The 25,998-nt window shown below is 34.6% G+C and carries 18 protein-coding genes and 1 pseudogene; 13 read left to right on the top strand and 6 right to left on the bottom strand.

What is annotated here, in order from left to right:
- The first annotated feature begins 299 nt into the window (after positions 1-299).
- From BUA99_RS14845 to rfbC, 3 genes are all read left to right on the top strand, one after another.
- On the top strand, positions 300-683 hold the full coding sequence (locus BUA99_RS14845; protein WP_084673532.1) for a hypothetical protein: 384 nt from the start codon (positions 300-302) through the stop codon (positions 681-683).
- Positions 680-1,711, top strand: coding sequence for a hypothetical protein (locus BUA99_RS11015; protein ID WP_143151752.1), 1,032 nt, complete (start codon positions 680-682; stop codon positions 1,709-1,711). Before BUA99_RS14845 ends, BUA99_RS11015 begins: the two co-directional genes overlap by 4 nt.
- Positions 1,712-1,966: 255 nt before the next feature.
- On the top strand, positions 1,967-2,515 hold the full coding sequence (rfbC, locus tag BUA99_RS11010; protein WP_072992175.1) for a dTDP-4-dehydrorhamnose 3,5-epimerase: 549 nt from the start codon (positions 1,967-1,969) through the stop codon (positions 2,513-2,515).
- 721 nt (positions 2,516-3,236) lie between these two features.
- Here rfbC and BUA99_RS11005 read toward each other — a convergent pair.
- On the bottom strand, positions 3,237-3,545 hold the full coding sequence (locus BUA99_RS11005; RefSeq protein WP_234972961.1) for a helix-turn-helix domain-containing protein: 309 nt from the start codon (positions 3,543-3,545) through the stop codon (positions 3,237-3,239).
- A gap of 609 nt (positions 3,546-4,154) precedes the next feature.
- Here BUA99_RS11005 and BUA99_RS11000 point away from each other — a divergent pair.
- The 5 genes from BUA99_RS11000 to BUA99_RS10985 all read left to right on the top strand — a co-directional run bounded on the left by BUA99_RS11000 (position 4,155) and on the right by BUA99_RS10985 (position 12,851).
- Complete coding sequence (locus tag BUA99_RS11000; protein WP_072992172.1) at positions 4,155-4,448, top strand: hypothetical protein; 294 nt, start codon at positions 4,155-4,157, stop codon at positions 4,446-4,448.
- On the top strand, positions 4,423-4,590 hold the full coding sequence (locus BUA99_RS15130; protein WP_159430947.1) for a hypothetical protein: 168 nt from the start codon (positions 4,423-4,425) through the stop codon (positions 4,588-4,590). The genes BUA99_RS11000 and BUA99_RS15130 overlap by 26 nt, the downstream gene beginning before the upstream one ends.
- Before the next feature lie 1,212 nt (positions 4,591-5,802).
- The gene (locus BUA99_RS10995; RefSeq protein ID WP_072992169.1) at positions 5,803-8,841 is read left to right on the top strand and encodes a SusC/RagA family TonB-linked outer membrane protein; all 3,039 of its coding nucleotides are present in this window, start codon (positions 5,803-5,805) and stop codon (positions 8,839-8,841) included.
- Between the two features lie 16 nt (positions 8,842-8,857).
- Positions 8,858-10,252, top strand: a complete 1,395-nt coding sequence (locus BUA99_RS10990) for a RagB/SusD family nutrient uptake outer membrane protein (protein WP_072992167.1) — start codon at positions 8,858-8,860, stop codon at positions 10,250-10,252.
- A gap of 10 nt (positions 10,253-10,262) precedes the next feature.
- Positions 10,263-12,851 (top strand): S9 family peptidase, encoded by a 2,589-nt coding sequence (locus BUA99_RS10985; protein ID WP_084673531.1) that lies wholly within the window; start codon positions 10,263-10,265, stop codon positions 12,849-12,851.
- A gap of 50 nt (positions 12,852-12,901) precedes the next feature.
- Here the strand turns inward: BUA99_RS10985 and BUA99_RS10980 are convergent, their stop codons facing one another.
- Both BUA99_RS10980 and BUA99_RS10975 read right to left on the bottom strand, forming a co-directional pair.
- Positions 12,902-13,174: a DUF6520 family protein gene (locus BUA99_RS10980; RefSeq protein ID WP_072992162.1), complete on the bottom strand. Its 273-nt coding sequence runs from the start codon at positions 13,172-13,174 to the stop codon at positions 12,902-12,904.
- 112 nt (positions 13,175-13,286) lie between these two features.
- Positions 13,287-14,813: a MauE/DoxX family redox-associated membrane protein gene (locus tag BUA99_RS10975; protein ID WP_072992159.1), complete on the bottom strand. Its 1,527-nt coding sequence runs from the start codon at positions 14,811-14,813 to the stop codon at positions 13,287-13,289.
- Between the two features lie 923 nt (positions 14,814-15,736).
- Here BUA99_RS10975 and BUA99_RS10970 point away from each other — a divergent pair.
- Both BUA99_RS10970 and BUA99_RS10965 read left to right on the top strand, forming a co-directional pair.
- Positions 15,737-16,237, top strand: a complete 501-nt coding sequence (locus tag BUA99_RS10970; RefSeq protein ID WP_072992157.1) for a Panacea domain-containing protein — start codon at positions 15,737-15,739, stop codon at positions 16,235-16,237.
- Positions 16,238-16,240: 3 nt separating this feature from the next.
- A complete protein-coding gene (locus BUA99_RS10965) occupies positions 16,241-16,783 on the top strand; it encodes a hypothetical protein (RefSeq protein WP_072992154.1) in 543 nt (180 codons plus the stop codon).
- 164 nt (positions 16,784-16,947) lie between these two features.
- Here the strand turns inward: BUA99_RS10965 and BUA99_RS15615 are convergent.
- Positions 16,948-17,073, bottom strand: a pseudogene (locus BUA99_RS15615) (MauE/DoxX family redox-associated membrane protein); the annotation flags it as partial.
- Positions 17,074-17,335: 262 nt separating this feature from the next.
- Between BUA99_RS15615 and BUA99_RS10960 the strand changes: the two are divergent.
- Complete coding sequence (locus BUA99_RS10960; protein WP_072992152.1) at positions 17,336-18,532, top strand: ATP-binding protein; 1,197 nt, start codon at positions 17,336-17,338, stop codon at positions 18,530-18,532.
- Between the two features lie 847 nt (positions 18,533-19,379).
- Here BUA99_RS10960 and BUA99_RS10955 read toward each other — a convergent pair.
- Positions 19,380-20,309 (bottom strand): helix-turn-helix domain-containing protein, encoded by a 930-nt coding sequence (locus BUA99_RS10955; protein ID WP_072992149.1) that lies wholly within the window; start codon positions 20,307-20,309, stop codon positions 19,380-19,382.
- 124 nt (positions 20,310-20,433) lie between these two features.
- Positions 20,434-20,826, bottom strand: a complete 393-nt coding sequence (locus BUA99_RS10950; protein ID WP_072992146.1) for a DUF7793 family protein — start codon at positions 20,824-20,826, stop codon at positions 20,434-20,436.
- Between the two features lie 222 nt (positions 20,827-21,048).
- On the opposite strand from BUA99_RS10950, the gene BUA99_RS10945 reads away from it, so the two are divergent.
- A complete protein-coding gene (locus BUA99_RS10945; RefSeq protein WP_072992144.1) occupies positions 21,049-23,481 on the top strand; it encodes an aminotransferase class I/II-fold pyridoxal phosphate-dependent enzyme in 2,433 nt (810 codons plus the stop codon).
- A 236-nt stretch (positions 23,482-23,717) separates the two neighbouring features.
- Positions 23,718-24,029, top strand: a complete 312-nt coding sequence (locus BUA99_RS14965; protein WP_200778663.1) for a hypothetical protein — start codon at positions 23,718-23,720, stop codon at positions 24,027-24,029.
- The last annotated feature ends 1,969 nt before the right edge of the window (positions 24,030-25,998 follow it).

Genomic DNA, 25,998 nt, shown 5'->3' with positions numbered 1-25,998 from the left:
TGTTTCTAATAGCTTCAATAGCATACGCTTTTTCCATTTTTATTGATGTTTCTGTTTATCATTTTAAATATTATATTCAAGATGATAAAAACACGCGGCACCTTTTAGCATTAATTAATATTTTTCAGTATTTCTCTAGAGGGTTCATTTTAATTTTTATACCAATAATGGCCTATATAACGGAGGCTGTTAAAGACAAGAATGAAGTCTGAATTATAACACTAGTAGCCCATGTATTAGTTATTTTGTTTTTGCTACCTCTTTATTCATATAAGTTTACCTATCATTTTTCTCTCAATGTGGTAAAAACTTTAAATCGATTTTTTGGGAAATCAAAAGCGATTCATTTAAGAGAAATAATAGAGCGACCAACGCGTGAACCAAGTATTATTTCGAATAATTGGACGCTATTTGTCACCAATTATATTGCTGGTTTTTTGTTTTCTTTTAGTATCACTTTCTTATATTACATCAGTTTTTATTTCGACCAAAAAGCATTACTATTAAGTTCTTTGACACAATTCATAAACATGTTTGGTTCCATGCTCATTATCCTTTTTATAGATCCTAGGATTATGGGTGCCATTGATGATGGTCGAGGAAATAATGAAATACATATTTTAACTTCAAGTCGGATTTTAGTGCATGTCACTTTAGTAATACTACTTATTTTTATTAAATGATTCCTATAATCGTTGCACTTATAGTAACTTTCTTATCGTATTATTTTGCCGCTCTCTCGAATCTACATTCTAGGAAGTTTACGATTTATGTGTTGGGCTTCATTGTGTCTTCCGCTATTTTACGTTGGATAATTGACGTCGAATTAAATAATGATTACTACTACTACTTTGACTTTCAAATTTTTCATAAGCCAACTAGTTTTCTTTCGTACCTGCTAAACGAGCCTTATCTTTATTCCGTTTACGCTTTTTTTACTCTTTTTATAGATAGTAAAAAGGATGTTTTCCTTGCAATGTATTGGTTTAACTTTTCAATTAGTACACTATTTTTTATATGGTTACTGTTTCGCAATGACATCGAAAAGTGGAAAAAAATAGTATTGTTTTCCATTCATTATTTTTTATTCAGTTACGGGGTACTTAGAAATGCACCTGCTTATATCTTATTTGCGATGTACTTTTATTATACGTTTAGAAATCAAAAGTTCAATTGGGTACTATTGACTCCTATTATGCACATCAGTTCGCTATTAGTTTTAGTTACTTATTTTCATAAATGGCGTCATTATTTCAAAATGTTAATTTTAATTCCTCTTTTTCTTGTCGTAACCTTCGTTATTTTGCGACCTTCTTTGGAAAAAATCACGGCATTTAGCTCTATCTTATCTAAAATTGATATCTATTCGCAGGGTATTCCTACGGTAGGCTTTTTGCATATCTTATTTTTTATGTTTATCTTTTTTTTAATTGGTTTAGGTTTTTACTTTTATAGATCAAAGATGTTACATCCTATTTTAATTACAACAATGCTATTTTATGGGGTAACTTTTTTTATAAATCCGGTTGTCGCACATCGGTTTTCACCTTACATTCTTTTTGCGCTTTTATTATTCCCATTTGACAAAATGAAAAATGAAAAAATAGTTTTTATAATGAATAGGCTTACTATTTTACTTTTTCCGCTATTTGTGTATTCTTTATTCAGCGCTCATCGTACGGAAGGTTTCAAAGCGCTGTTTTTTAACTAAAAATAGTATAATTTTCTGCTTAAGAAAGATATTATACCAATTGTGTTTTAAATTTACGGCTATGTATCTTGTCACATCGAGCCCTTCGTCTGCGCTCAGGACAGGCTGTTAGTCGAGATTATATATGACTTGTAAAAGGGTTTCGACTGCGCTCAAACGGACAAAAAATAACAAGCTTAATACAGTATAATCAAATGTGTAGTGGTATTAAATCCCTATTTTCGAATAATTTCAAATAAAAAATAATACTTTAAAATGACAATACAGCAAACCACAATACAAGATCTTGTTATCATTAACCCAACTATATTCAACGACGAACGCGGTTATTTCTTTGAAGCATACAACCAAGCCAAGTTTCAAGAAAACGGCATCAGGTACAAATTCATTCAAGACAATCAGTCTTTTTCTACCAAAGGAGTGATCAGGGGTTTGCATTTGCAAATAAATCCTTTTGCACAAGCCAAATTAGTTAGAGTTCTACAAGGAGCAATTCTGGATGTGGCAGTTGATTTGCGTAAAGATTCGCCAACTTACGGGCAACATTTTAGTGTGATTTTAAGTGCAGACAATAAGAAACAATTAATGGTTCCTCCGGGTTTCGCACATGGATTTTCAGTATTGAGCGAGACGGCCTGCGTAATGTATAAAGTAGATCAATTGTATCACAAAGACAGCGAACGGGGAATAAAATACAATGATGCTACTTTAGCAATCGATTGGCAGGTTAATCCTGATGAGGTTGTTGTTTCAGAGAAAGATTTAATTTTACCGGGTTTCAATGATATTGATTGGGAGTTTTAAAGTAAATGACAGCTATTAAGAAGTATCATTTACATTTAGTAAGCACAGCCTTTTCTTTTACAGTACTCTAAAAATAGCCTTTCCTTAGAATTTTAAACAAATTTCACAAACCCTGATACGTATTACGTAATCAGGGTTTTTTGCTTTAAGACAGGAGTCTAATCAAAACCTATATTCAGGACAATGAGGCCAGTGTAATGACTATCCCTCCACCTTTCATCCAATTTCCCTCCTTTGGTGGGGTGTCCGTTATTTTAGCCCCTTATAAGTTCGGAGTGATATTTTATAAAACACCTCAACGCCCTTCATCCACAGCCAGATTTTTTTTAAATACAAGAGAGCTAAAAATCTTTCAAGAAACTTTTTGACCACTCATCCCCATCAACTACATAATAACCGTCGCCGCAAGCATCTTCCTATTTCTTCCTACTCCTCCAACTATCATTTAAATGCGAAGTTCTCATATATTTGTAAAATCTTTCTCTCACAAAAAGACCTATAATCCATATAACGACTAGCCCTATTATGTCATACCATTCCATCTCTCAAAGATAGAATGGTTAATTACTTTTCCTTTTACTTAGAAGAGACATACTCCGTTTTTGACAACTCTTACTCCCGAATTGATAACTCATCCCATAGGACTAAAACAAAAAAAGATGTTGTTGAACATCTTTTTGTTATATATATTTATCCAGGTATTTAATAAAAATTTTATTTTTTATTTTATTTTTTCGCTCTCCTTAATGAACTTTTCTATGTTGATGTCTACATCTAATATATTGAGTGTTTTGAGGTTTAGTGCTTTTCCAAGATAAATTAATTTTTCTAGAGTTGGATTAGCATCACCTCTTTCAATTGTTCCAATTAAATGTTTTGTTACCCCAGTGTTTTTATCAGCGAGTTCTTGTTGAGAAATAAAATCCTTAACATAATCTGAGCTAGGTATTTTTTCACGGAGTTTTCTCAATCTGTCTCCTAACTTTTCTTTTTCAGTCACCTTTTCCTTGATAGTTTTGATAAAATTCATATTTATTTATGAAAATAATGGTATGATATATCATACCGTAACACTTTTTTTATTATGTTTGTAATATAATTGCATATTAAATGTAATTTTGCGATACTTCATATAGAAAATATTTGATGCATTCGCTTTGAATCTCGAACAGAAAACTGGTAATTTTTAACACACGAGATAATAAGTATAGATGCTCACGTTCCATGGCGTGGGCTCACTTATTGTTGTGTGGGTATACCAGTACCTCTGTTCGATAAGATGAGTTCCATGCCATTTTTTATGCGCAAAAGTCACTCACTTCTATTCTTAGCAAATCTTCTTCCTTATTTAAAGTCTCGCATAACAATCAATTTATTGAATTAGTTTGGAAATGCACTGCCTGCGTTGGGCTGCAACTAACAACGGCGGTGTACTTCCTTTAAAAAAACCTTTAAACCCATCTGTCTATGCAATAAAAAAAAACACTCAAAAAATCTTCGATGACAACAATGATGCACATCGAAATCAAAAATCGAACAACGATTAATACATAACGATGTGAAATTTTTGACTCCCTTTAGTCCCGACGCTTCGGGAGGGGTAAAACGATAATTCTTACGAACAACCATCAACTAAAATATGAAATACTATAAACAAATACAAGCTTTATTAATCCTGACTTTAATAATTATTATATGCCTTTGGCTATATGGTTGCGGCAATTTTACATCAGCGACTGTTCCAAAGTCACCATTGATTAAAACGACCACTTTTAAAAATTTAAAAAACAATAAATTAATATTATGTGCCACCCCTCACATGGAAGCAACAATAGCTAACCGAAAACCGAAAACAGAAAACCGACAACCGAAAACCGAAAACCGACAACAGAGAACGGTTATCAGTTATGAGTTATCTGTTATCCGTAAATAGAATTAACCGGGTAAATGGACTTTCTCAAGAACAGTCTAAAAACGGCATTAAAGAACCGAAAATAGACAACAGACAACAGACAACAGACAACAGACAACAGAAAACGGACAACGGTTATCAGTTATTAGTTATCCGTAAATAGTAGTAACCGGGTCAATGCACTTTCTCAACAACAGTCTAAAAACGACATTAGAGGACCGACAACAGAGAACCGATAACCGATAACAGAAAACAGAAAACCGATAACAGAAAACGGACAACAGAAAACGGACAACAGAAAACCGATAACAGAAAACCGATAACAGAAAACCGACAACCGACAACCGATAACCGAAAACCGACAACCGATAACAGAAAACGGACAACAGAGAACCGAAAACCGAAAACCGACAACAGAGAACGGTTATCAGTTATGAGTTATCTGTTATCCGTAAATAGAATTAACCGGGTAAATGGACTTTCTCAAGAACATAGAACGGTTATTAGTTATCCGTAAATAGTAGTAACCGGGTCAATGCACTTTCTCAACAACAGTCTAAAAACGACATTAGAGGACCGACAACAGAGAACCGACAACAGAAAACGGACAACAGAAAACCGAAAACCGATAACCGAAAACCGAAAACCGAAAACAAAAACCTTCGTGCCTGAGCGCCTTCGTGGCTAATCACATACAGAAAATCAATAACTAATTAACCCTTAAACGACAGTTGTCCTCATCATCAATTTTACCCCCGCCCTTAAATTAAAAACGTCAAAAACAACGAAAAAAAGGAGTGGCAGCGCTCCGCGAGTTGAGCCTTTTGGCGAACGGCTCGGGGCGTGGAACGGAATTTTGAGGTAGTTTTTAAGTTTTTAATTTTCAGGCAGTGATTTTTTTGTTTCTTTTTTCATCAAGGAAAAAAGAAAAAACATGATGTGATAACAAAATTTAAATAGAAGATAATATTTTCCGTGCTGACAGACAAAACCGAAAATAGATCACTCAACTGTACTTGCTAATAATAGACAATAGACAACCAATAACCTTAACCACATAACCAATTAACCATTTAAACTCCTAACCATTTAACCACATAACCACATAACACCTATGACTAAATAAAAAGAACCTTCTTTCCTTAGCGTCTTTGTGACATAACACATACTCGCTAACCCATAACGGAAAACAGAAAACCGATAACCAAGAACAAAAAATACCTATGACAAAATAAAAAAAACCTAGAGACTTTAAGACATTTGACTTGATGACTTTAAGACTTACAAAAAAAAGGTCCTCTAACTCTTCTTCCCGGACGAATAGAGGACCATAGTAAAACAAAATTCACATTCTATCAAACCAATAACCAAAATTATGAAAAATTATTCATTAAGCAAGGGGATAAGGGCAATGGCGTACTCCTTCATTTTGGGAGTATCCTTGCTCTCCTCTTCAATCAGCGCCAATAATATATTGGACTATTCAACAGTGCAGCAACAACCATCAAAAATTACGGGTACGATCACAGATGGTGTTGGTCCCTTACCAGGGGTAACTATTGCTGTCAAAGGAAAATCCCTCACCGCAATATCAGATTACAATGGGGAGTATCTAATTGCTGCAAATCCATCTGATGTTCTGGTCTTCTCCTTCATGGGATTCAAAACAGTCGAGATACGTATTAGCTTACAGAAAATAGTAAATGTTGAACTCAAGGAGGACGCCACAGCACTTCAAGAAGTAAAAATCAATGCCGGATACTATTCAGTTAAGGAAAGTGAACGCACTGGAAGTATTGCCCGCATCACGGCTGATGATATTGAAAAGCAGCCAGTCACTAATGTACTGGCGACTATGCAAGGTAGAATGGCTGGGGTGAATATTACGCAAACTACTGGAGTTCCCGGAGGTGGCTTTGAGATACAAATTCGTGGGCAGAACAGTATTCGTACTGACGGAAATGCACCACTCTACATTATTGATGGTGTGCCTTATTCCACGCAGAATTTAGGCAACGATATAATTTCAGGTTCAATCCTCCCAGCGCCAGGTATTAGTCCGCTCAATAGTATAAATCCATCAGATATAGAAAGCATAGAAATCCTTAAGGATGCTGACGCTACGTCAATATACGGTTCAAGAGGTGCCAACGGTGTGGTTCTCCTAACTACCAAAAAGGGAAAGTTAGGTAAAACAGCTTTCTCCATCAATACCTATAGCGGAACTGCTAAAGTGACCCGCACACTCGATCTAATGAATACTGCACAATACCTCAGCATGCGAGAAAAAGCATTTGCAAATGATGGAATAATCCAATATCCTTCTTGGGCTTATGACGTTAACGGAACTTGGGATAAGAACCGTTATACAGATTGGCAAAAAGAACTAATTGGTGGAACGGCATATACTAGAAGTATTGATGCTGCTATCTCAGGAGGAAACAACACGACGCAGTTTATTATTCGTGCAAGTAATTTTAACCAAACTACTGTGTTTCCGGGTGATTTTGCCTACGGCAAAACAGCTTTGCATTTCAACATAAATCATATTTCAGATAACGATAAATTTAATGTTAGCCTATCGGGAAATTACAGTGCCGATAAAAATAATATACTGGGAACCGACCTAACTCTTGAAGCTTCACAACTGGCTCCAAATGCTCCTGCATTATATGATGATAAAGGTGAATTAAATTGGGAAAATTCAACTTGGAAAAATCCCTTAAGACTTTTAGAGTCAAAATATCTTGCAAAAACTAATACGCTTGTTGCAGGTAGTACCATAGGATATAATATAGCACCATCGCTTGAATTTAAAACAACTTTAGGCTATACAAATACCCATCTTGACGAATCTAAAACAGTACCATCAACAATCTACAACCCAGCCTACGGCTTAGACAGTTCCATTTCATCTTTTTATACAAACAAGTCAGGCCAACAGTCTTGGAACGTGGAACCACAGTTGTCATGGCATGAGAGTTTTGGTTTTGGTACTATTAAAACATTGGCTGGAGCAACCATTCAAGAAAGTGCATCAGAGTCATTAGGGTTAAACGCATCAGGCTTTTCAAGCAATAGTCTTATAACAAATAGTGCCGCAGCGGCTAATGTTCAGGTGCTGAACAATACAAATGGTTTGTACCGTTACAGTGCCATTTTCGGTCGGATAAATTATAGTCTTAACGACAAATATTTCCTTAATATTACAGGACGTCGCGATGGCTCAAGTCGCTTCGGTCCCGACAATCGTTTTGCAAACTTTGGAGCTGTAGGAGCAGCTTGGCTTTTTGCGAGAGAAAATCTAATTACTGAAAAATATTCATGCATCAGTTTTGGAAAACTTAGGGGAAGTTATGGCAGTACAGGTAGTGACCAGATTGGCGACTACCAGTTTATGAATACCTATATTTCTTCTGGAGGAAGTTATCAGGGAATTGTTGGTCTTGAGCCTGCCCGTTTATACAATCCTGATTTTAGTTGGGAAACCAACAAGAAATTGGAAATGGCTTTAGAACTGGGATTGCTGAAAGACCGTATTTTTATCACAACTGCACATTACCGCAATAAATCTTCCAATCAGTTGGTCGGAATACCACTACCCGGAACAACTGGATTTCCATCCATACAATCCAATTTAAATGCAACTGTTGAAAATACAGGCTGGGAATTTGAACTCCGTACCGTAAACTTTCAAAAAAAAGAGTTTAGATGGTCAACTTCCCTGAATTTTTCTGTCGCTAAAAATAAACTTTTAGCTTTCCCCAACTTGGCAGGATCAACGTATGCCAGCCAATACGTAATTGGGGAACCGCTCGATATTCATCTGGTCTATCATTTTACTGGTATAAATCCAGAAACAGGTATTTATCAGTTTGAGGATTACAATGATGATGGTACTTTAACACCCTTAGAAGACCGCCAGAGAAAAGTTAGTACAAATCCAGACTACTTTGGTGGTCTGAACAATAGCCTTTCATATAAAAATTGGCAACTGGATTTCTTGTTTCAGTTTGTAAAACAGCTCGGTTTCAATTACAATGGTTCAGGAGTAGTTCCAGGTGCGGGAAACAATCAACCAGTATCAAATCTTAACAGTTGGCAACCTGGACAAACGAACGGTGTACAGCTATATACAGCAGGCTTTAATGATGAAGCGGTAAATGCATACTACTCTTATTATAGTTACAGTGACGCAGCGTTCAGCGATGCATCGTTTATAAGGCTAAAAAATCTTTCACTCTCATATACTTTACCGCAGTCATGGTTAAATGTGGCAAGTTGTCGCCTGTATCTTCAAGGACAAAACCTGTTTACAATAACACGTTTCAATGGTGCTGACCCTGAAAACCAATCTTTTGGAAAGCTTCCTCCTTTGAGGGTTATGACTATGGGCATTCAATTAAATTTTTAATCTAAAAAATAATAACATGAAAAATATAGCAAAGAGGAGAATCGTCTTTTTAATTGCAACTGTTATCGGACTGATAATGTTTATAAGTTGCGAAAGTTTTGTGGACATAGAGATTCCTAATTCACAATTAACAGCCGAAAATGTTTTTAAAGATAGAGCAACAGCGCAGGCGGCTCTTGTAAATAACTACATGAAAATGCAGAGTAATGTGCTGGTTACAGGGAACTTTAATGGTATTTCGAATCTTTTAGGAAATTATGCTGATGAACTAAATTATTATGGTATTGATGGACAGCGGGAAGAGGCATTTTATAAAAATGTTGTACTTCCTACAAATAGTACCATTTCTGAAATATGGAATAATACCTATAATTTAATTTATGCATCGAATGCAATCATCGAAGGTGTAACTGTATCTACAGGTATTCTACCAAATGAGAAAGGACAACTAATTGGCGAAGCATTATTTCTTCGGGCATATCTTCATTTTTATCTCGTAAATCTGTTTGGCAATATTCCGTATGTAACTACTACTGATTTCAGACTAAACTCAACGATAGTTAAAAAAGCTCCTGCTGAATTGTACAGTTTAATTATTGAAGATTTAGAAAACGCAAAATTATTAATGCCTGATGAATACCCCAGCGACGAAAGAGTGCGTCCCAATAAGAGCGTTGCCAAAGCACTCTTGGCAAGGGTAAATCTCTATACTGAAAATTGGGGGGCTGCAGAAGCAGAAGCTAATTCGATAATTAATAATACCTCATTATATGAGTGGGTAGATGATATAGATAAAGTATTTCTTAAAGACAGTCCAGGTACCATCTGGCAACTTATACCTCAATTTTCGGGAAATAACACATTTGAAGCCCAAAGTTTTATCTTTCTAACGGGTCCTCCCCCTGTAAGTGGGCTAAATAATTCTTTAATCGAATCCTTTGAACCGGAAGATTTGCGCAGAGATCACTGGGTCGGAACTGTAAGTGACGGTTTGGACAGATGGTATTTTGCCAATAAATACAAAGAAAACAACAATACGGGGTCATCACGTGAATATTCCATATTGTTCCGCTTAGAAGAAATTTATTTGATAAGAGCCGAAGCCAGAACACATTTGGGGAATATTTCAGGGGCGCAAGAAGACTTGAATAAAATCAGACACAGGGCAGGTCTGTCCGATACGCCGGCAGTTACCCAACCAGAATTATTGCAGGCTATTTTAAAGGAGAGACAGGTGGAACTTTTTACAGAACTGGGACACCGATGGTTTGATCTCAAGCGCTTTGGAGTAATAAATGAAGTACTTCAAACACGTAAAACAGGTTGGAATAGTACGGATGTGCTTTGGCCGTTGCCACAATCAGAATTACTTTTAAATCAGAATCTTCTTCCTCAAAATCCCGGGTACTAAAAAACTAGAAATGAAATCAAAAACTAAAATAGCACCCATTTTACTTATTCTCATAATGAGTTTAGGAATGATGATGAAGACCGCTGCACAGGTAAAAAGAAAACTGCAGCCTGCAGATTATAATTTATGGAGCACTATCTATCCAGGAACAGTATCCCATGACGGAAAATGGGTGTCCTATACCTTGAATTATGGAGATAAAAAAGATACTTTATTCCTGAAGAACGCCATTACGAACTATACATACCTATTTTCAGCTGGTGCAAATGGTACAATTTCGAAGGATGGCAAATGGTTTGGCTGTAACGTGGCAGACACGCTCAAAATATTGAATCTGGAAACTGGAAAACAACAAAGTTTTCCAAAAATAAGCAAATACCTTTTTGCAGCTCACGGACGTTATGTAATAGGCGTTCAAAATACCGATGAAAAACAACTGCTTTGGATTAAAGACCTGAAATCAGATCAGAGCTATACCGTTCAAAATGTAAATGAATTCAAACTTAGTCCTGATTCAGGCTTGTTAGCAGTTGTTAGCGAAATAAATAATAGTACGGCTGTCAAAATATACTCGTTGCAAAATTCATTGCAGGAGCAGAAAATTATAGCTTCCTCCGAAAATACTTATATGGGGATAGCTTGGGATGAAACCGGTAAAGGATTTGCTTTTTTTGAAGAAATAAGCAATAATGAGAACTCGCTGAAAGAACATAAAATATACTACTGTACAGGTTTTGGAAAAAAAATTATACTAAAAACGCCTCCGCCTCAGTATCTAGATTCCTTAACTCAAAGGAGCTACATTCCTTTATCCAGATTATTTATTTCATCAGCTAATGAAAAGGTTTTCTTTGACATAAAAAATAGGGAACAGTATAACGAGCATTTAGCAGGAGAATCTGATGTACAAATTTGGAATACTGATGATGCAAAAGTACCACCATCAAGACAGCCATCAAGCGAGGAGGTAAGCTGCTCTGTTTGGCATATTAATTCAGGAGAAATAAAAAAAGTTGAAGACGCCCACTTTACCAATGCCGTTCCAACGGGATATCAAAATAATGCACTAGTCTTCCGGATGGATGAGTACCTACCACGACATAAATATGGCGGTGAATATATTGATGTATATATCAAAAATCTTCTCACTGGAAAAGTAGAATTAGTGGTTAAAAAACAATTATTAGATATGGCTGTGACAACAGTTTCTCCCACCGGAAAATTTGTCTGCTATTTTAAAAATAACAATTGGTGGACATATAATATAGCTTCTAAACGGCATACATGCCTCACAGAATCGCTCAATATTCCGTTTTATGATACTGAATATGATGAATCAGGTATTCCTCCTGCGTATGGTAATCCTGGCTGGTCTAAAAGTGATGAATACTTGATTATTTATGACAAGTTTGATATTTGGCTACTGTCGCCAGACGGAATAACCACTAAAAAAATTACTGAGGGACGAAAACAGAATGTGACTTACCGTATTGCAGAAGAAGGAAGCTTGTATAATTACCAAGCTGACACTTTCTTCTTTCTTACTAAGTCCTTTAATTTAGACGATGGTTTGCTTTTGCATAGCGTAAATAATGAATCGCTTGATGAAGGTCTAAGCTTATGGACAAATAGGAACCTGAGGTCTTTAGTAGAGAAAAATAAGAAAATAATCTTTATTGAAAAGTCTAAAGACAATAAAAATTATTTATTCCGAGAAGAAAGTTTTGATACTCCTCCGGCACTTGTCTTGATTAATAGATCAGGACAAGAAAAAGTCATTATTGAAACGAATGACCAGCAAAAGAATTTTTATTGGGGAAAATCTGAACTGATAAGGTACAGTACACCAGAGGGAAAAGAATTAAAAGGTGCTTTGTTTTATCCCGCAAACTATCAATCAGGATTGAAATACCCGATGATCGTGCACATTTACAGCAGGAGAGCTCAAGAATTGCATGAATATGTGGAGCCATCGTTTCAATCAGGAAACGGATTAAATATAGCAAATTTTACTGCCGAAGGCTACTTTGTATTATTACCCGATATAGCGTATACAGTAAATGATCCTGGCGATTCTGCATTAAAATGCGTTAAGGCTGCTGTCGAAAAAGTTATTGAAAGTGGCACGGTCGATAGGGAAAAAATTGGACTAATGGGACACTCCTTTGGTGGGTATGAAACCGCCTACATTATAACGCAGACTGACATGTTCAAAGCGGCTGTGGCTGGTGCTCCAGTAACAGATATTGTAAGCGCATATTTAATGCTGGATGGTAATGGACAATCGAACATTTGGCGCTATGAAGATCAGCAGTTTCGTATAAAATCACCTTTTTATACTAGAGAATTTTTAAAAAATTCTCCAATACTGCAAGTTGAAAAAATCAGTACACCAGTACTGTTGTGGACGGGGGAAGAAGATCATATGGTAAATCCAACTAATAGTACAAAATTACAAATTGCACTTTGGCGGTTAGGAAAAAAAAGTCGTCTTTTGGTTTATCCTAATGAGGATCACGTATTAACAAATCCCGAAAACAAGAAAAATCTATATTTCGAAATTAAAAGGTGGTTTGATCTTCACTTAAAAAATTTGTAAAAATTAAAAATAAGGTGTCCCATTAATGGACACCTTATCACTGTAAAAAATTACGGTTTCTTGTAAAGAGTAACCGCACACTGGCTGCCGGTTAGATTTTTTCCAAAGGCTTGATGATTGCTGCCCTGCCACATGTAAGTACAAACAATTCCATTGTTGATATCACTGCATTCCCTTGCTTCTAGACAAGGACTAGGTGTGTCCAAATAACCAATTTTGGTCGCCAATGTGCTTTTAGGCGCTGCTTGTGAAGCAAAGGCACCTGCGATAGCTAACACAACTGCTGCCACCGGAAATCCGATTTTAAAATTTTTAGTGTTCATAATATTAAATTTAAAATATTTTGATCTACTCTGTTTACAGGTTTTCGATCTTCCCCTGAACCAGGCCCGGTATTTCATAAAATAATAATATTGTCAATGAGTATTCATTCAACTAATGTAAATTAAAGTGGCTGCTCTTGAGCCTATAGATTACTATAAAATGTTTTGTAATTCCAATTAATAGGTTCTTATAAATTTGAAAGTTTTCCACCTTTTCATTCTTATAATTATACAGATAGAAACTAAATTCATAGGTACTCTTTTGCAAATCATAAACATCAACAATGGAAGCATCTTTCAACATTGATTCTGCTTCAAACTTTCCTAAGCGGTTTGACATTGAAAACAAGTACTTCCCATATGTGGCAGCTCCTTGTTGAATCATAGGAGGTTGCTTGGCAAATTTCTTTTCTCCTGTTGTATGTAGGTAAGCGAACTGAATCGGAACTTGGCTCACCGTATCTATCGTTTTTAGTTTCTGAAATGTTTTCAAATCAGAATTGGAAATTACCGCTTGGTTTCGATAGTAATAGACATAAATCATCTTTTTTAATTGGTAATTATAAAGCAGCTTCCCATCAGTGTCGAAAATGCCATCAATCCTTTTTTCTAACATGCCTGATACTTGTTTGAAAGCATTAGGCTTGGCTGTATTTAGAGTTCCTAGAATGTTTAGGCTCTCTGCTGTATCAATACTCCTAATTGCAAATAGGGTTGAATCAATAGGTTCAAAAGCAGAAAAGTATTTTTTGATATTTGTCAAACGATTGGCACTCCAATCACTAATTTTACCTCTGTAAATTACTGGAATAGTTCCATCGACTAGATAAAAATAAGGAGGTTTAACGCGTACTTGCACAGATTTAAATGGGTAGTCTTGTTTGCCCTCAACTTTAATTCTTAAAGTTTTGGCATCCGTCAATAAAGTATCAATAGCTAGGATTTGTCTCGGTGCGGTCGTATTTCCTAAATAAATTCGACCATTAGCAACGCCTGCGATATAGTAGGAATTGTATTTTATATTGTAGCCTTTTATCATCGCTACGGGATGATGTGGATAGCTGCGAATGAAGCTATTGTTTCGGTGTATTTCATTTTCGGATAACAGATAAAGGCTTATAATGAAGACAACACTTATACCGCCAGTAACTAATAAAAGCTTTGTAATAGAAGCATTACCTATGTTTAAAATATAAGTTTGTGCAGGACTGATTTCGAAGTTTCTATGATGTAAAACAACTCCGACTAAAGCCATTACAGTAAATGCAATATTAAAAAATAAGTGCTCCGTCCAACCCATCTTCTCCAAAATACCGCCACAGGAACAAGGAACAAAGGAGCTGAAATTTAAAATGATTACGATATAGGTAGTGAACATAATCATCAAACTAAAAGCAGCAAGAAGCGCCGCAAGACGAAATTTTGGAAAAACCAGCAGTAACACAATTATAAGTTCTACAATTGGTACCACCCAGGAAAGCCAACCAGCAAAAGCACTCAACAATGGAGATTGCCCCAGCTGCACCTGAAAATTTTCAAAATCCATTAACTTACTAACTGCCGCATAAACAAATAATAAAATATAGAGCAGACAAATTAGCTCTAAAATCACCTTTTGTATTCTAACAGTCAGTTTCATAGCGTTATAGTTTAAATTCTATAAATCAAATTTCTGAATTTAAAAATAAAAGTGCTTGTCATTACGGGAGCAAAAAGAGACTAAAACGGATTATTTCTAAACCTGACAGGTTTTAAAAACCTGTCAGGTTTGCTTCCTTCACAATCTGTTTTTTTTTGTTCTCAAATAGAGTTTAAAATAATGTGATTTCAGTACACTACGCATTAGCTTATAAAAAATCTCACACTGAAAATCCGCCATATTTAAAACAATTACAAGTGATAATTTGCGAATCTGCGGTCAATATTTGTAATCAAGACGTATTTTGTTACATATTACTCTAGTTCTAATTCTTATCTTTATTAGATGATACTACTATTCGTTACGTTACTATGTACTTTTCTGTCGTATTATTTTGCTTGTTTAGCAGGTATCATAACTCATAACTCATAACTCATAACTCATAACTCATAACTCATAACCCATAACCCATAACCCATAACTCATAACTCATAACTCATAACTCATAACTCATAACTCATAACCCATAACTCATAACCCATAACTCATAACTCATAACTCACAACTCATAACCCATAACTCATAACCCATAACTCATAACTCATAACTCATAACTCATAACTCATAACTCATAACTCATAACTCATAACTCATAACTCGTAACTCATAACTCATAACTCATAACTCATAACTCATAACTCATAACTCGTAACTCATAACTCATAACCGATAACCGATAACCCATAACTCATAACCCTATGCACCACTTCTGGTTCTGTTTAACAGTGACTTCTTACTAGCCTTATAGGACCCCCTGAAGTCTTACTTATTAGCAGTGGTTTATTGGTATTCCGCGAAATTGTTGTGTATTCAATATATGTTGTATCTTTGTACGAGCAATAAAACGCTAATTTAAAACTAAAATGAAAACAAACTATAGAGCATTAGACGTTTCTTCTTTCTTTATCAAGAAGGGTGTTAGTCCGCTGAAAATGCAGAAGTTACTGTATTATTCACAGCTTTGGTTTTTTGTTAAAAATGACAAAATGTTATTTAATGACAGAATTCAAGCTTGGATATATGGTCCGGTGGTTTATGATGTTTGGGCAAATTTTAAGTTTATGAAAAGAAGTTCAATTATTCCATACAACAGAGCAGTAAATTTAGATTTTGATGATTTAATTCTTTATCATTTAGACAATGTATGGCAATCTTATGGTCATTTAAGTGGTTCTGATTTAGTTGATTTAACTCATAATGATTTACCTTGGAAAAACAGTAGAAAAGGACTTTTAAGTGATCAACCAAGTGACAAGGATATAATTATCAACAAAGATACTACTGTTGATTTTACATTAGATTTTTATAATAGAATTCCAATTGTAAATACACAAAACACTTTAGGACATTATTCTAATTTTTAGTATATGGCTAAAAAAGGATTGGTATTCCTTATGAATGGAAAACCGAAAGGGGATGATGCCTTTATTATTCGTAAAATTTATAGATTCATTCCAGAGTTTACAAATGTTATTACTACAATTATTGAAGTAGAAATTTATGAAAGTAATATTTGTGTAATTTCATTTTATCAACATAATAAAGGAACGGAAAAAACTAAATATAAAATCCGTTCAAATATTGGTTCAGGTCATACAAGAGGAATTTTTAGAGCCTGTTTAGATGCTTATTATCTTTTAAGTCTAGACTATGCATTAATTTTTTCAGCTTCTAATGATATTGGAAAGATAGAAGAAGATAATTCCAGATATTCTGCTTACATACTTTTTTTGTCAATTTATTTTAAAAATTACGATAATTATATTCAACAAGGTTCTATTGCGTTAAATACTTTGATGTTATATCATCAAAGTTATCAATATAAGAATGAAGCTGCTTTATTCTATAAAGACTTTGAGGAAAAAGCTGAAAATAACCTAACTGAAAATGACGATGCAGAGAAGCATTAAAGCACCACTCACATCAGTATGTATAATAACCCTCAAACTGCGTTGCTTATTATTCTTTAGCAAGTAAATAAAGTTGATCTAGCTTAAAATTATATTCCTTTTGTATAAAAGAGTTTAGATTAAAATTCCTGCAATTAATCAATAAGTTTTTTCTTCTTTTAGCACCCTAACTGCACCTGAAAATTTTCAAAATCCATTAACTTACTAACTGCCGCATAAACAAACAATAAAATATAGAGCAGACAAATTAGCTCTAAAATCACCTTTTGTATTCTAACAGTCAGTTTCATAGCGTTATAGTTTAAATTCTACAAATCAAATTTCTGAATTTCAAAATAAAACGCTTGTCATTAAAGGAGCAAAAAGAGACTAAAACGGATTATTTAAATAAGATAACATATTGGATTATTAATAACCCTGCCAGGGTTTCTTTTTAAAAACGATAAATTCATTGTAAAACTATCAATTTGTTTTCCATAGTAAACAAAATAAGATTATTTTGTATTATAAACCGAACAAAAATAAGTATTTTTGTTTTATAAAGTAAACAATATGGAAGCATTAGTTGAAAAATTTCGCCTTAAGTTAAGATATATTACTACAGATTTCGTGAGAAGTTTGGAAGCGGATGTTAATTGGAACGCTAGGTTAATAGGTATTAAAGGGGATAGGGGAGTTGGAAAAACGACAATGCTATTGCAGCATATTAAATTTAGTCTTGCAGAGGAATTGGACAATACCTTGTATGTGACTTTAGATTCTATTTGGTTCAGTAATAATACTTTGGTTAATTTAGCTGACGATTTTGTAAAAAGAGGGGGAAAATATCTTTTTTTAGATGAAGTGCATAAATATTCTAATTGGTCGCAAGAATTAAAAAATATCTACGATGATTATCCCATGTTAAAAGTTGTTTTTACAGGGTCATCATTGCTAGAGATTTTAAACGATAGAGCTGATTTGAGTCGCAGAGCCATTATTTATACAATGCAAGGACTTTCCTTTCGTGAATATCTTAGTATAGAGACAGGACATCGTTTTGATAGATTGTCTTTAGAGTCAATTTTGAAAAATCATGCAAAAGAAGCTACTCTGATTAATACGGTCGTAAAGCCTTTGCAATATTTTGATGCGTATCTTAAACAAGGATATTATCCATTTTATAAAGAAGAACTGGATTTATATACCCCTCGTTTGGAGGAGATTATCAATATGATGCTGGAAATTGAACTTCCTTTATTGCGGGGACTAGATTTAGCTTATGTTTATAAAATCAAACAATTGTTACTTATTATTTCAGAATCTGTTCCTTTTGTTCCAAATGTTAGTAAACTAAGTGATAAAATAGGAATAGCAAGAGGTACGTTACTTTTGTATTTTCATTATTTGGCCGAAATTGGTCTAACAATCAACTTGTTTAAAGAGGCGGGAGGGATTAGTAGATTACAAAAACCACTTAAAGTATATTTAGAAAATTCAAACTTAATGTATGCTTTATCGCCTAAGGCAGTAAACACAGGTAATAAACGGGAGACTTTTTTTGCCAATCAGCTTGGATATTCTCATAAAGTTGCTTACTCTGAAAAGAGCGATTTTCTGATAGATGAAAAGTATGTCTTCGAAATTGGTGGCAAAGATAAGTCGAAAAAACAAATTGCAACTATCGAAAATTCGTTTATCGCAGCAGATGATATTGAGTACGGATTTCAAAACAAAATTCCATTATGGTTGTTTGGTTTTTTATATTAATTGAAAACACAATTGGTATAATTTAGATATAAGCAAAAAACATTGTCATAATTGACAATGCGCCTAACAACCCAAAAAAATCCATACTCAGGAATTAATACAACTTTCTCTTTTAATATACTACAAAAGGCTATTCATTTTTGTCCGGTTGAGCGCAGTCGAAACCCTTTTTACAAGTCATATATAATCTCGACTAAAAGCCTGTCCTGAGCGCATTCGAAAGGCTCGATTTGACAAGAAACAAACAGTAAGTTTAAAACACAATTAGTATAATTTAGATATAAGCAAAAAACATTATCAGAATTGACAATGCGCCTAACAACCCAAAAAAATCCATACTCAGGAATTAATACAACTTTCTCTTTTAATATACTACAAAAGGCTATTCATTTTTGTCCGGTTGAGCGCAGTCGAAACCCTTTTACAAGTCATTTATAATCTCGACTAAAAGCCTGTCCGGAGCGCATTCGAAAGGCTCGATTTGACAAGAAACAAACAGTAGGTTTAAAACACAATTGGTATAATTTAGATATAAGCAGAAAAAGTTTTCATAAGCAAGAATGCGCCTAACAACCCAAAAAAATCCATACTCAGGAATTTAGAACAATAATCCAATTATAAATTCTGATAACGGAACTAGCGTAGAAACTCACGAAGCAAAAGTACCTAAAAACGGTAACTACCACAGCTGTAAGTCAATAGATGTAATCCTGCGTTTCCACAATTTTTAAAACAAATACAATTTGAATAATCTGCGAATCTGTGATCAATAGTTGTAATCCTGCGTTGCAAAATGTTAGTATACAGCACAACATGGTTTAGTGTAAGTATTTGTTGTCACTAGTTTTTAACGATCATAATGAGGGAGTTCTGTAGATAGAGTAATATTATTTTGATTCCGTTGCACCTCAAACGGCGAAAATCCATAATGCTTTTTGAAAGATTTTGAAAAATTTGAATAAGTGGTGAAACCAATCATCACAGAAATATTTTTCAATGATTTGGTAGTATGTTGAATCATGAAATAAGCTTTTTTCAATCGCTCTTGATTGTAAAATTTATAAATACTAGTTTTGAAGAAATGGCGAAAACCCGCTTTTAATTTATACTCATTAGTGCCAAATTTACGAGCCAGCAGTTGGATCGATGGGAGCGGAGAGTCTAAATGCGCTAGGATGTAATCATAAAGCTGTTGTATTAAAAAAGCATCAACCTTTCTGGATTTAATTTGTTTTTTATGGTGAGTCTCTTCAAAAAGTGGATTATTATAATCACAATTTTTTGAAATAGCAAAAATGAATATGATTTCAGAACGGGGAAGCATTTGACCCACATTACAAGAAACAGTGAAAGTCAATTGTGCTTTGTTAATGAAATCAATGGATAAAATCGTCGGTTTGGAAACACCACTTTCAAATAGGCTTTGAATTTGCTCTAAGGAAGCAGGTGTTATAATGGTAGCTAAAGGCTGATCAAGCAATTCGCTTTCAGAATAGCCTAAAAATAATAGGAGTTCTAAAGTGAAGCTGGTAATAAAGTAATAGGCATTCACCACTAGAGAGATAGAAGTAATAAATTCAGGAGTACTATGAGTATTAATAAAATCACTTAGGGAATCTTTTATTTCCTCTGCAACCATATTAATCAAAACCACAATGGTTTCTAATTCGTCATCCTGCTTACTTTGCGGAATGCGAGTATTAAAATTACCGCTAGCCATATCAAACAGCATTTGGTGAACACTAACAATCCGTTTTTGATCATAAATACCATCCATAATAACTTATTTTGTTGTCCCTATATTTATTTTCTACTACTTACAATCGAATTTTTGCTAAAAGCTAATCACTATTTACTAACCACTAACCACTAATTACTAATCACTATTTACTAACCACTAACTATTTCCCGACAGCAAATCCTTTCAAATACTGCAAGGCAGCAGCCTCAGAAGAAAAAATCTGAGTAGGAACGGAGGGCTTATTGACTTGTAAGTAAAAAGTGCTTATAGTCAACAGTAGTTTTTCATGAACAACCAAGCCAACAGCAGTGGCTAATACAGAGCCCAGTTGTGCTAAATAATCTCTGCTCGCTTTATCGATGCTAACTACACCACGTAGGTCACATAAAATAGGGTAAGCTCGTTCCCGTTGAAAATGGATTCGATCAGTCACAACAAGTTGAGCAACTTTAAGATCGATAAGCGTACTGGGTTTGTATTCGAAAAAGAGAATACCATCAGCGATCCAAAATTTCGCAAATCGATTCTCATAAAAATCATGGGCTGCAATCATGTTTTATGAATTTTTAGGTGTATAATTAACAAAAGTAGAAAGAATATCAATTGATTTACATGTCAATTCGGGAATGTTAGTTGTTTTTTATGTCTTTTGTTGTCAATTCGGGAGTTTTTGTTGTCATATTGGGAGTATTTCATTATAACATGAAAAAACTTTCATTTATTATGTTGAATTTTAATGCTTTAAATAATTAATCAACTAAAAATTGACCAATAAATGGCAAAAATTAAACACAACAACTTTATCGATACGGTCGATGAGGTATTCGCAGGAGCAAAAAAAGAAGGAGTTTTACATCTTTACGCAGAAGATGAATATTTGAACGGCAGAACGATTACCATAAAAGGTAAAAAAATGTTCCATTTTGGAACAACTGGATACCTCGGTTTAGAACAAGACAGCCGTCTCAAAGAAGCTGCGATTTTAGCAATACAAAAATACGGAACTCAATTTCCTTTGTCCAAATCATACATATCCAATCCCTTATATGCAGAACTAGAATATAAAATAGAGTTAATGTATGGCATACCACCAATTATAGCTAAAAATAGTACACTAGGTCACATCGCTGTAATTCCTACGGCTGTTAGGGATGAAGATGGGGTAATTCTGGATCACCAGGTCCATTGGAGTGTTCAAAATGCGTGTCAGCTACTAAAATTGAGAGGAATTCCTGTAGAGATGATCCGACATAGCAATATGGATATGCTCGAATATCAAATCAACAAACTTTCCTCGAAGTGCAAAAGAATTTGGTACATGGCCGATGGAGTTTACTCTATGTTTGGTGATTTTGCCCCTGTGGCTGAACTAATGGAATTAAGCAAAAAATATCCACAGTTGTACCTATATTTCGACGATGTTCACGGTATGAGTTGGCAAGGAAAAAACGGAACGGGCTATGTGCTAAGTGTTCTTAAGGAACTACCACATAACGTAATGATTATGGTAACGTTAAGTAAAACCTTTGGTGCCAGCGGAGCAGCTTTAATCTGTTCGAATCATGAACTACGAGAAAAAATTAAAAATTTCGGTGGACCACTTACTTTTTCTGCACAATTGGAACCAGCATCGGTAGCGGCCGCAATAGCTGCTGCAGATATTCACCTCTCTACTGAAATTCAAGTGTTACAGGCTGAATTAGCTGGGAAAATAGGATACTTTAATGACTTACTTTCTAAAACTTCCCTGCCCATAATAGTCCAAAATAACTCACCTGTATTTTTTCTGGGAACCGCAATGCCTTTAACTACTTATAAACTAGTGCAAAGTTTGTTCCAAGAAGGTTTTTTTGTAAATCCAGCAATCTATCCCGCGGTTCCAGTAAAAAATACAGGAATTCGGATCACGCTCTCTAGGCACAATCAAAAGGAAGAAATAAAAGATTTAGTAGAAGCAGTTGAAAAATTTTTCCCAATAGCATTAGAAAAAACGGCTAACTCACTGTATAAAATAAATCGAGCATTTGGTAAGGATAAATCAATATACGTGCAAGAAATACAAACAAATAATACAGGATTAAAGGTACAGTATGAAAAATCCATAATAAAGATAAATAAAACCATGTGGAATGAAATTTTAGGCAAACAAAGTACGTTCGATTGGGACGGATTGAAATTTTTAGAAGATGCCTTTTCAAATAACAATAGTACGGAGAATGACTGGGACTTTTATTATTTTGTTATTAAAGACGACTTAGACAAGCCTGTTTTAGCTACTTTTTTTAGTTTCGGACTCTGGAAAGATGATATGCTGGCACCAGAATCAATATCGCTCCAGCTTGAGCAAAAAAGAAAACAAAATCCGCTATACCTTACATCCAAAGTGCTGGCCATGGGTTGTTTATTTACTGAAGGAAACCATTGTTACAGAAACGAGTCTCATCCATTAGCTAAAGAAGCGATGGAAATTTTACTTGAGCAAGTTGATATAGTATACAATACCCTAGATGCAAATCTTTTAGTATTGAGAGACTTTGATCAAAGTTTGGAGTTAGACACTGTTTTCCACAATCATGGCTTTTTAAAAATCAATATGCCTGAAACAGCCAAAATTCAAAAATTAGAATGGGAATCTACTGAGGAATTTATAAATAGCCTCTCTTCTCGTTCTCGAAGACATTTCCATGAAGAAGTATTACCATTTGAAAAATCGTTTGATATAGTAATAAAAGATAAATTAAACGCTGATGAAATGGAGCACTGCTACAAACTTTACAAAAATGTAAAAAACAACAACCTTGCGATCAATACATTTACATATCCAATTGAGATTTTTAACAAAATGATAAATCACCCAAATTGGGAATTAATTCTGCTATATTTATCTAGTAATGAAAGCGAAGAAAAGAGGCAGCAGCTCGTGGGGGTAATGTTTTGTTATAAAAATTGTAATTATACCTACGTTCCTGCACTAATTGGATTGGATTATACCTACGCCTCAAAATTCCAAATTTATAGACAGCTCCTATATCAGACTATTAAAAGAGCGCGAACAGCTAATTTTAAAAAAATTGACTTTGGTTTTTCAGCCACTTTTGAAAAGAAAAAGCTGGGTGCTATAGTGTATCCTAAAATAGCCTACATCCAGGCAAGAGACAATTTTTCAATGGAATTGATGGGAATGTTACAAAACGAAACTGTACGATAATCCTCAGTCGATAAAACAACAGTATGTTAAACTCATTTGCCAAACGTGGAGTCTAAATAACAATATTACAGCGAAGATTTAAAAACTTTATTAAACAAGAAAATCGGATTTGTTACCAAAACCGAATGTAGTAGTAATGCCGTAATCAAAAAATTATAACATAAAATTCTCAGAACTTTTAACCTACAATTACGAATAAACAATCATTTTAAAAGTAACCCAAATCTAAAAAATAAATGAAACCTAACAAACACCTTACTTGCTTATTTGATCGATTGATTGAAGACAAAACCATGCATCCAACGCACATCAGCTTGTATTTCAGCTTATTTCAATACTGGAATATTAATCGGTATCAAAACCCCATCAGCATCACGCGTGAAGAGATGATGCTCATTAGCAAAATAGGATCTAGGGCTACGTATCACAAGTGCATGCGAGAACTAAATGACAAAGGCTATATAAAATACGAACCTACATTTAATCCCTATAAAGGCAGTTCAGTTCAGTTATTAAACTTTTCGCAAGGCGACAATATAGAGGTATAATTAAGTAATTTTTATAGTTACATCTTTATCACCGAAAATAAATAGAAACATCACTTTAAAAATTTAAAATTGTTAAGTCACTCACTCAAAGAATAATTTCTACTTAAAATAAAAGGATAATAAAAAACCTCTTAATTTTAATCACTCTCCAATTGAACCGCAATTCTTTTCTAATACCCCCTCCAGCGATGGCTTGCGGGGTGGTAGCTACAATCCCCTAGTCCTAAAATCCAACCTTCAGAATCCAACTCCCAAAATAGTTTTCATTAACAATCCTTACCACAGCCGGCAACGCGGAAATGTCTTCGGCACCAACCAACAAAACCGAAAAACTCATCATCAACAACCAGACCCCCAGTGATCAGCAAACAATTGTCCGAACCCTGCAGTTCTCGCTTCGCCCTTAAATAAAAAACGTTAAAAAACAACATTTGAAATTAAAAGGAGGACAGCCAGAGACTGTCAGGTAAATTACAAAAGACATTTTTTAAGTTTTTAATTTTCAGGCATTGAAATCGAAGATTATTTCATCCGTTCGCCTTTCAGGCTCGGGTCATGAATACAGAAAAAACAATATTGACCCATGAATAATTTTTTGTTACTTTTTTTATCAAACAAAAAGTAAAAACATGATGAAAAACCCGATATGCGATACTATTTTCAGTGCTAACAACCAAAACTAACAACCAAAATGTGCATTAGTAAGATATTCGCTGTCAAGGTCATTAAGTTAAGGATAATAGTTAAAAAAAGTTTTTTTTGTCATTCAGATAAGGGAGGACTCGCGGGTTTATCCGAATAGGCGAAGAAATCTTAACAAATGAGAGCAACAAACTAAGATTTTCCTTCGTCAGAATGACAAATTTGGAGAGTTAAAAGCGTAGCTTAATGACCTAGTGCTCGCGCTATCCAGAATAAAACTGAAACTTTATTATTATCAAACTCAACGACTCGATAACCGAAAACAGATAATCGATAACCGATAACGAATAACCGAAAACTGATAACAGATAACAGATAACCCATAACCGAAAACAGAAAACAGAAAACAGAAAACAGAAAACAGAAAACAGAAAACAGAAAACAGAAAACAGAAAACAGATAACAGAAAACAGATAACCCATAACCGAAAACAGATAACGCATAACAGATAACGCATAACAGATAACGCATAACCGAAAACTGATAACCGAAAACTGATAACAGATAACCCATAACCGAAAACAAATAACCGAAAATAGATAACGCATAACTGAAAACAGTCCTCATCAGCAATTCTAACCCCACCCTCAAATAAAAAACGTTAAAAAACAGCGAAAAAACACAGTGGCAGCGCTCCGCGAGATGAGCCTTTTGGCGAACGGCTCGGGGCGCGGAACGGCGTTTTGAGGTAGTTTTTAAGTTTTTAATTTTCAGGCAGTGATTTTTTTGTTACTTTTTTGATCAAGCAAAAAAGTAAAATCATAATTTAAAAACAAATCTCGATATCATTTATCAGTCGCAAACTTCAGTCGTCTAACAATCAAATTCCGAACCTTGCAGTCCTCCGTCGCCCTTAAATAAAAAACGTTAAAAAACAGCGAAAAAACACAGTGGCAGCGCTCCGCGAGATGAGCCTTTTGGCGAACGGCTCGGGGCGCGGAACGGCGTTTTGAGGTAGTTTTTAAGTTTTTAATTTTCAGGCAGTGATTTTTTTGTTACTTTTTTGATCAAGCAAAAAAGTAAAATCATAATCGAAAAACAAATCGCAAATACAAATAAAACAGCATACATACATGCATGAATAATTTATTGGTATCATCACCTTCAGCAAAATCAGATCATTAACCAAGGGAAAAATAAAAATCATGATTATTAAAAATCAAACAAACTTCAGTCGTCTAACAATCAAATTCCGAACCTTGCAGTCCTCCGTCGCCCTTAAATAAAAAACGTTAAAAAACAGCGAAAAAACACAGTGGCAGCGCTC

The sequence above is a fragment of the Flavobacterium segetis genome (assembly GCF_900129575.1).
Classification (GTDB): Bacteria; Bacteroidota; Bacteroidia; order Flavobacteriales; family Flavobacteriaceae; genus Flavobacterium; species Flavobacterium segetis.
Note: the sequence above shows the minus strand (reverse complement) of the source record. Positions and strands in the feature narration are given on the sequence as shown.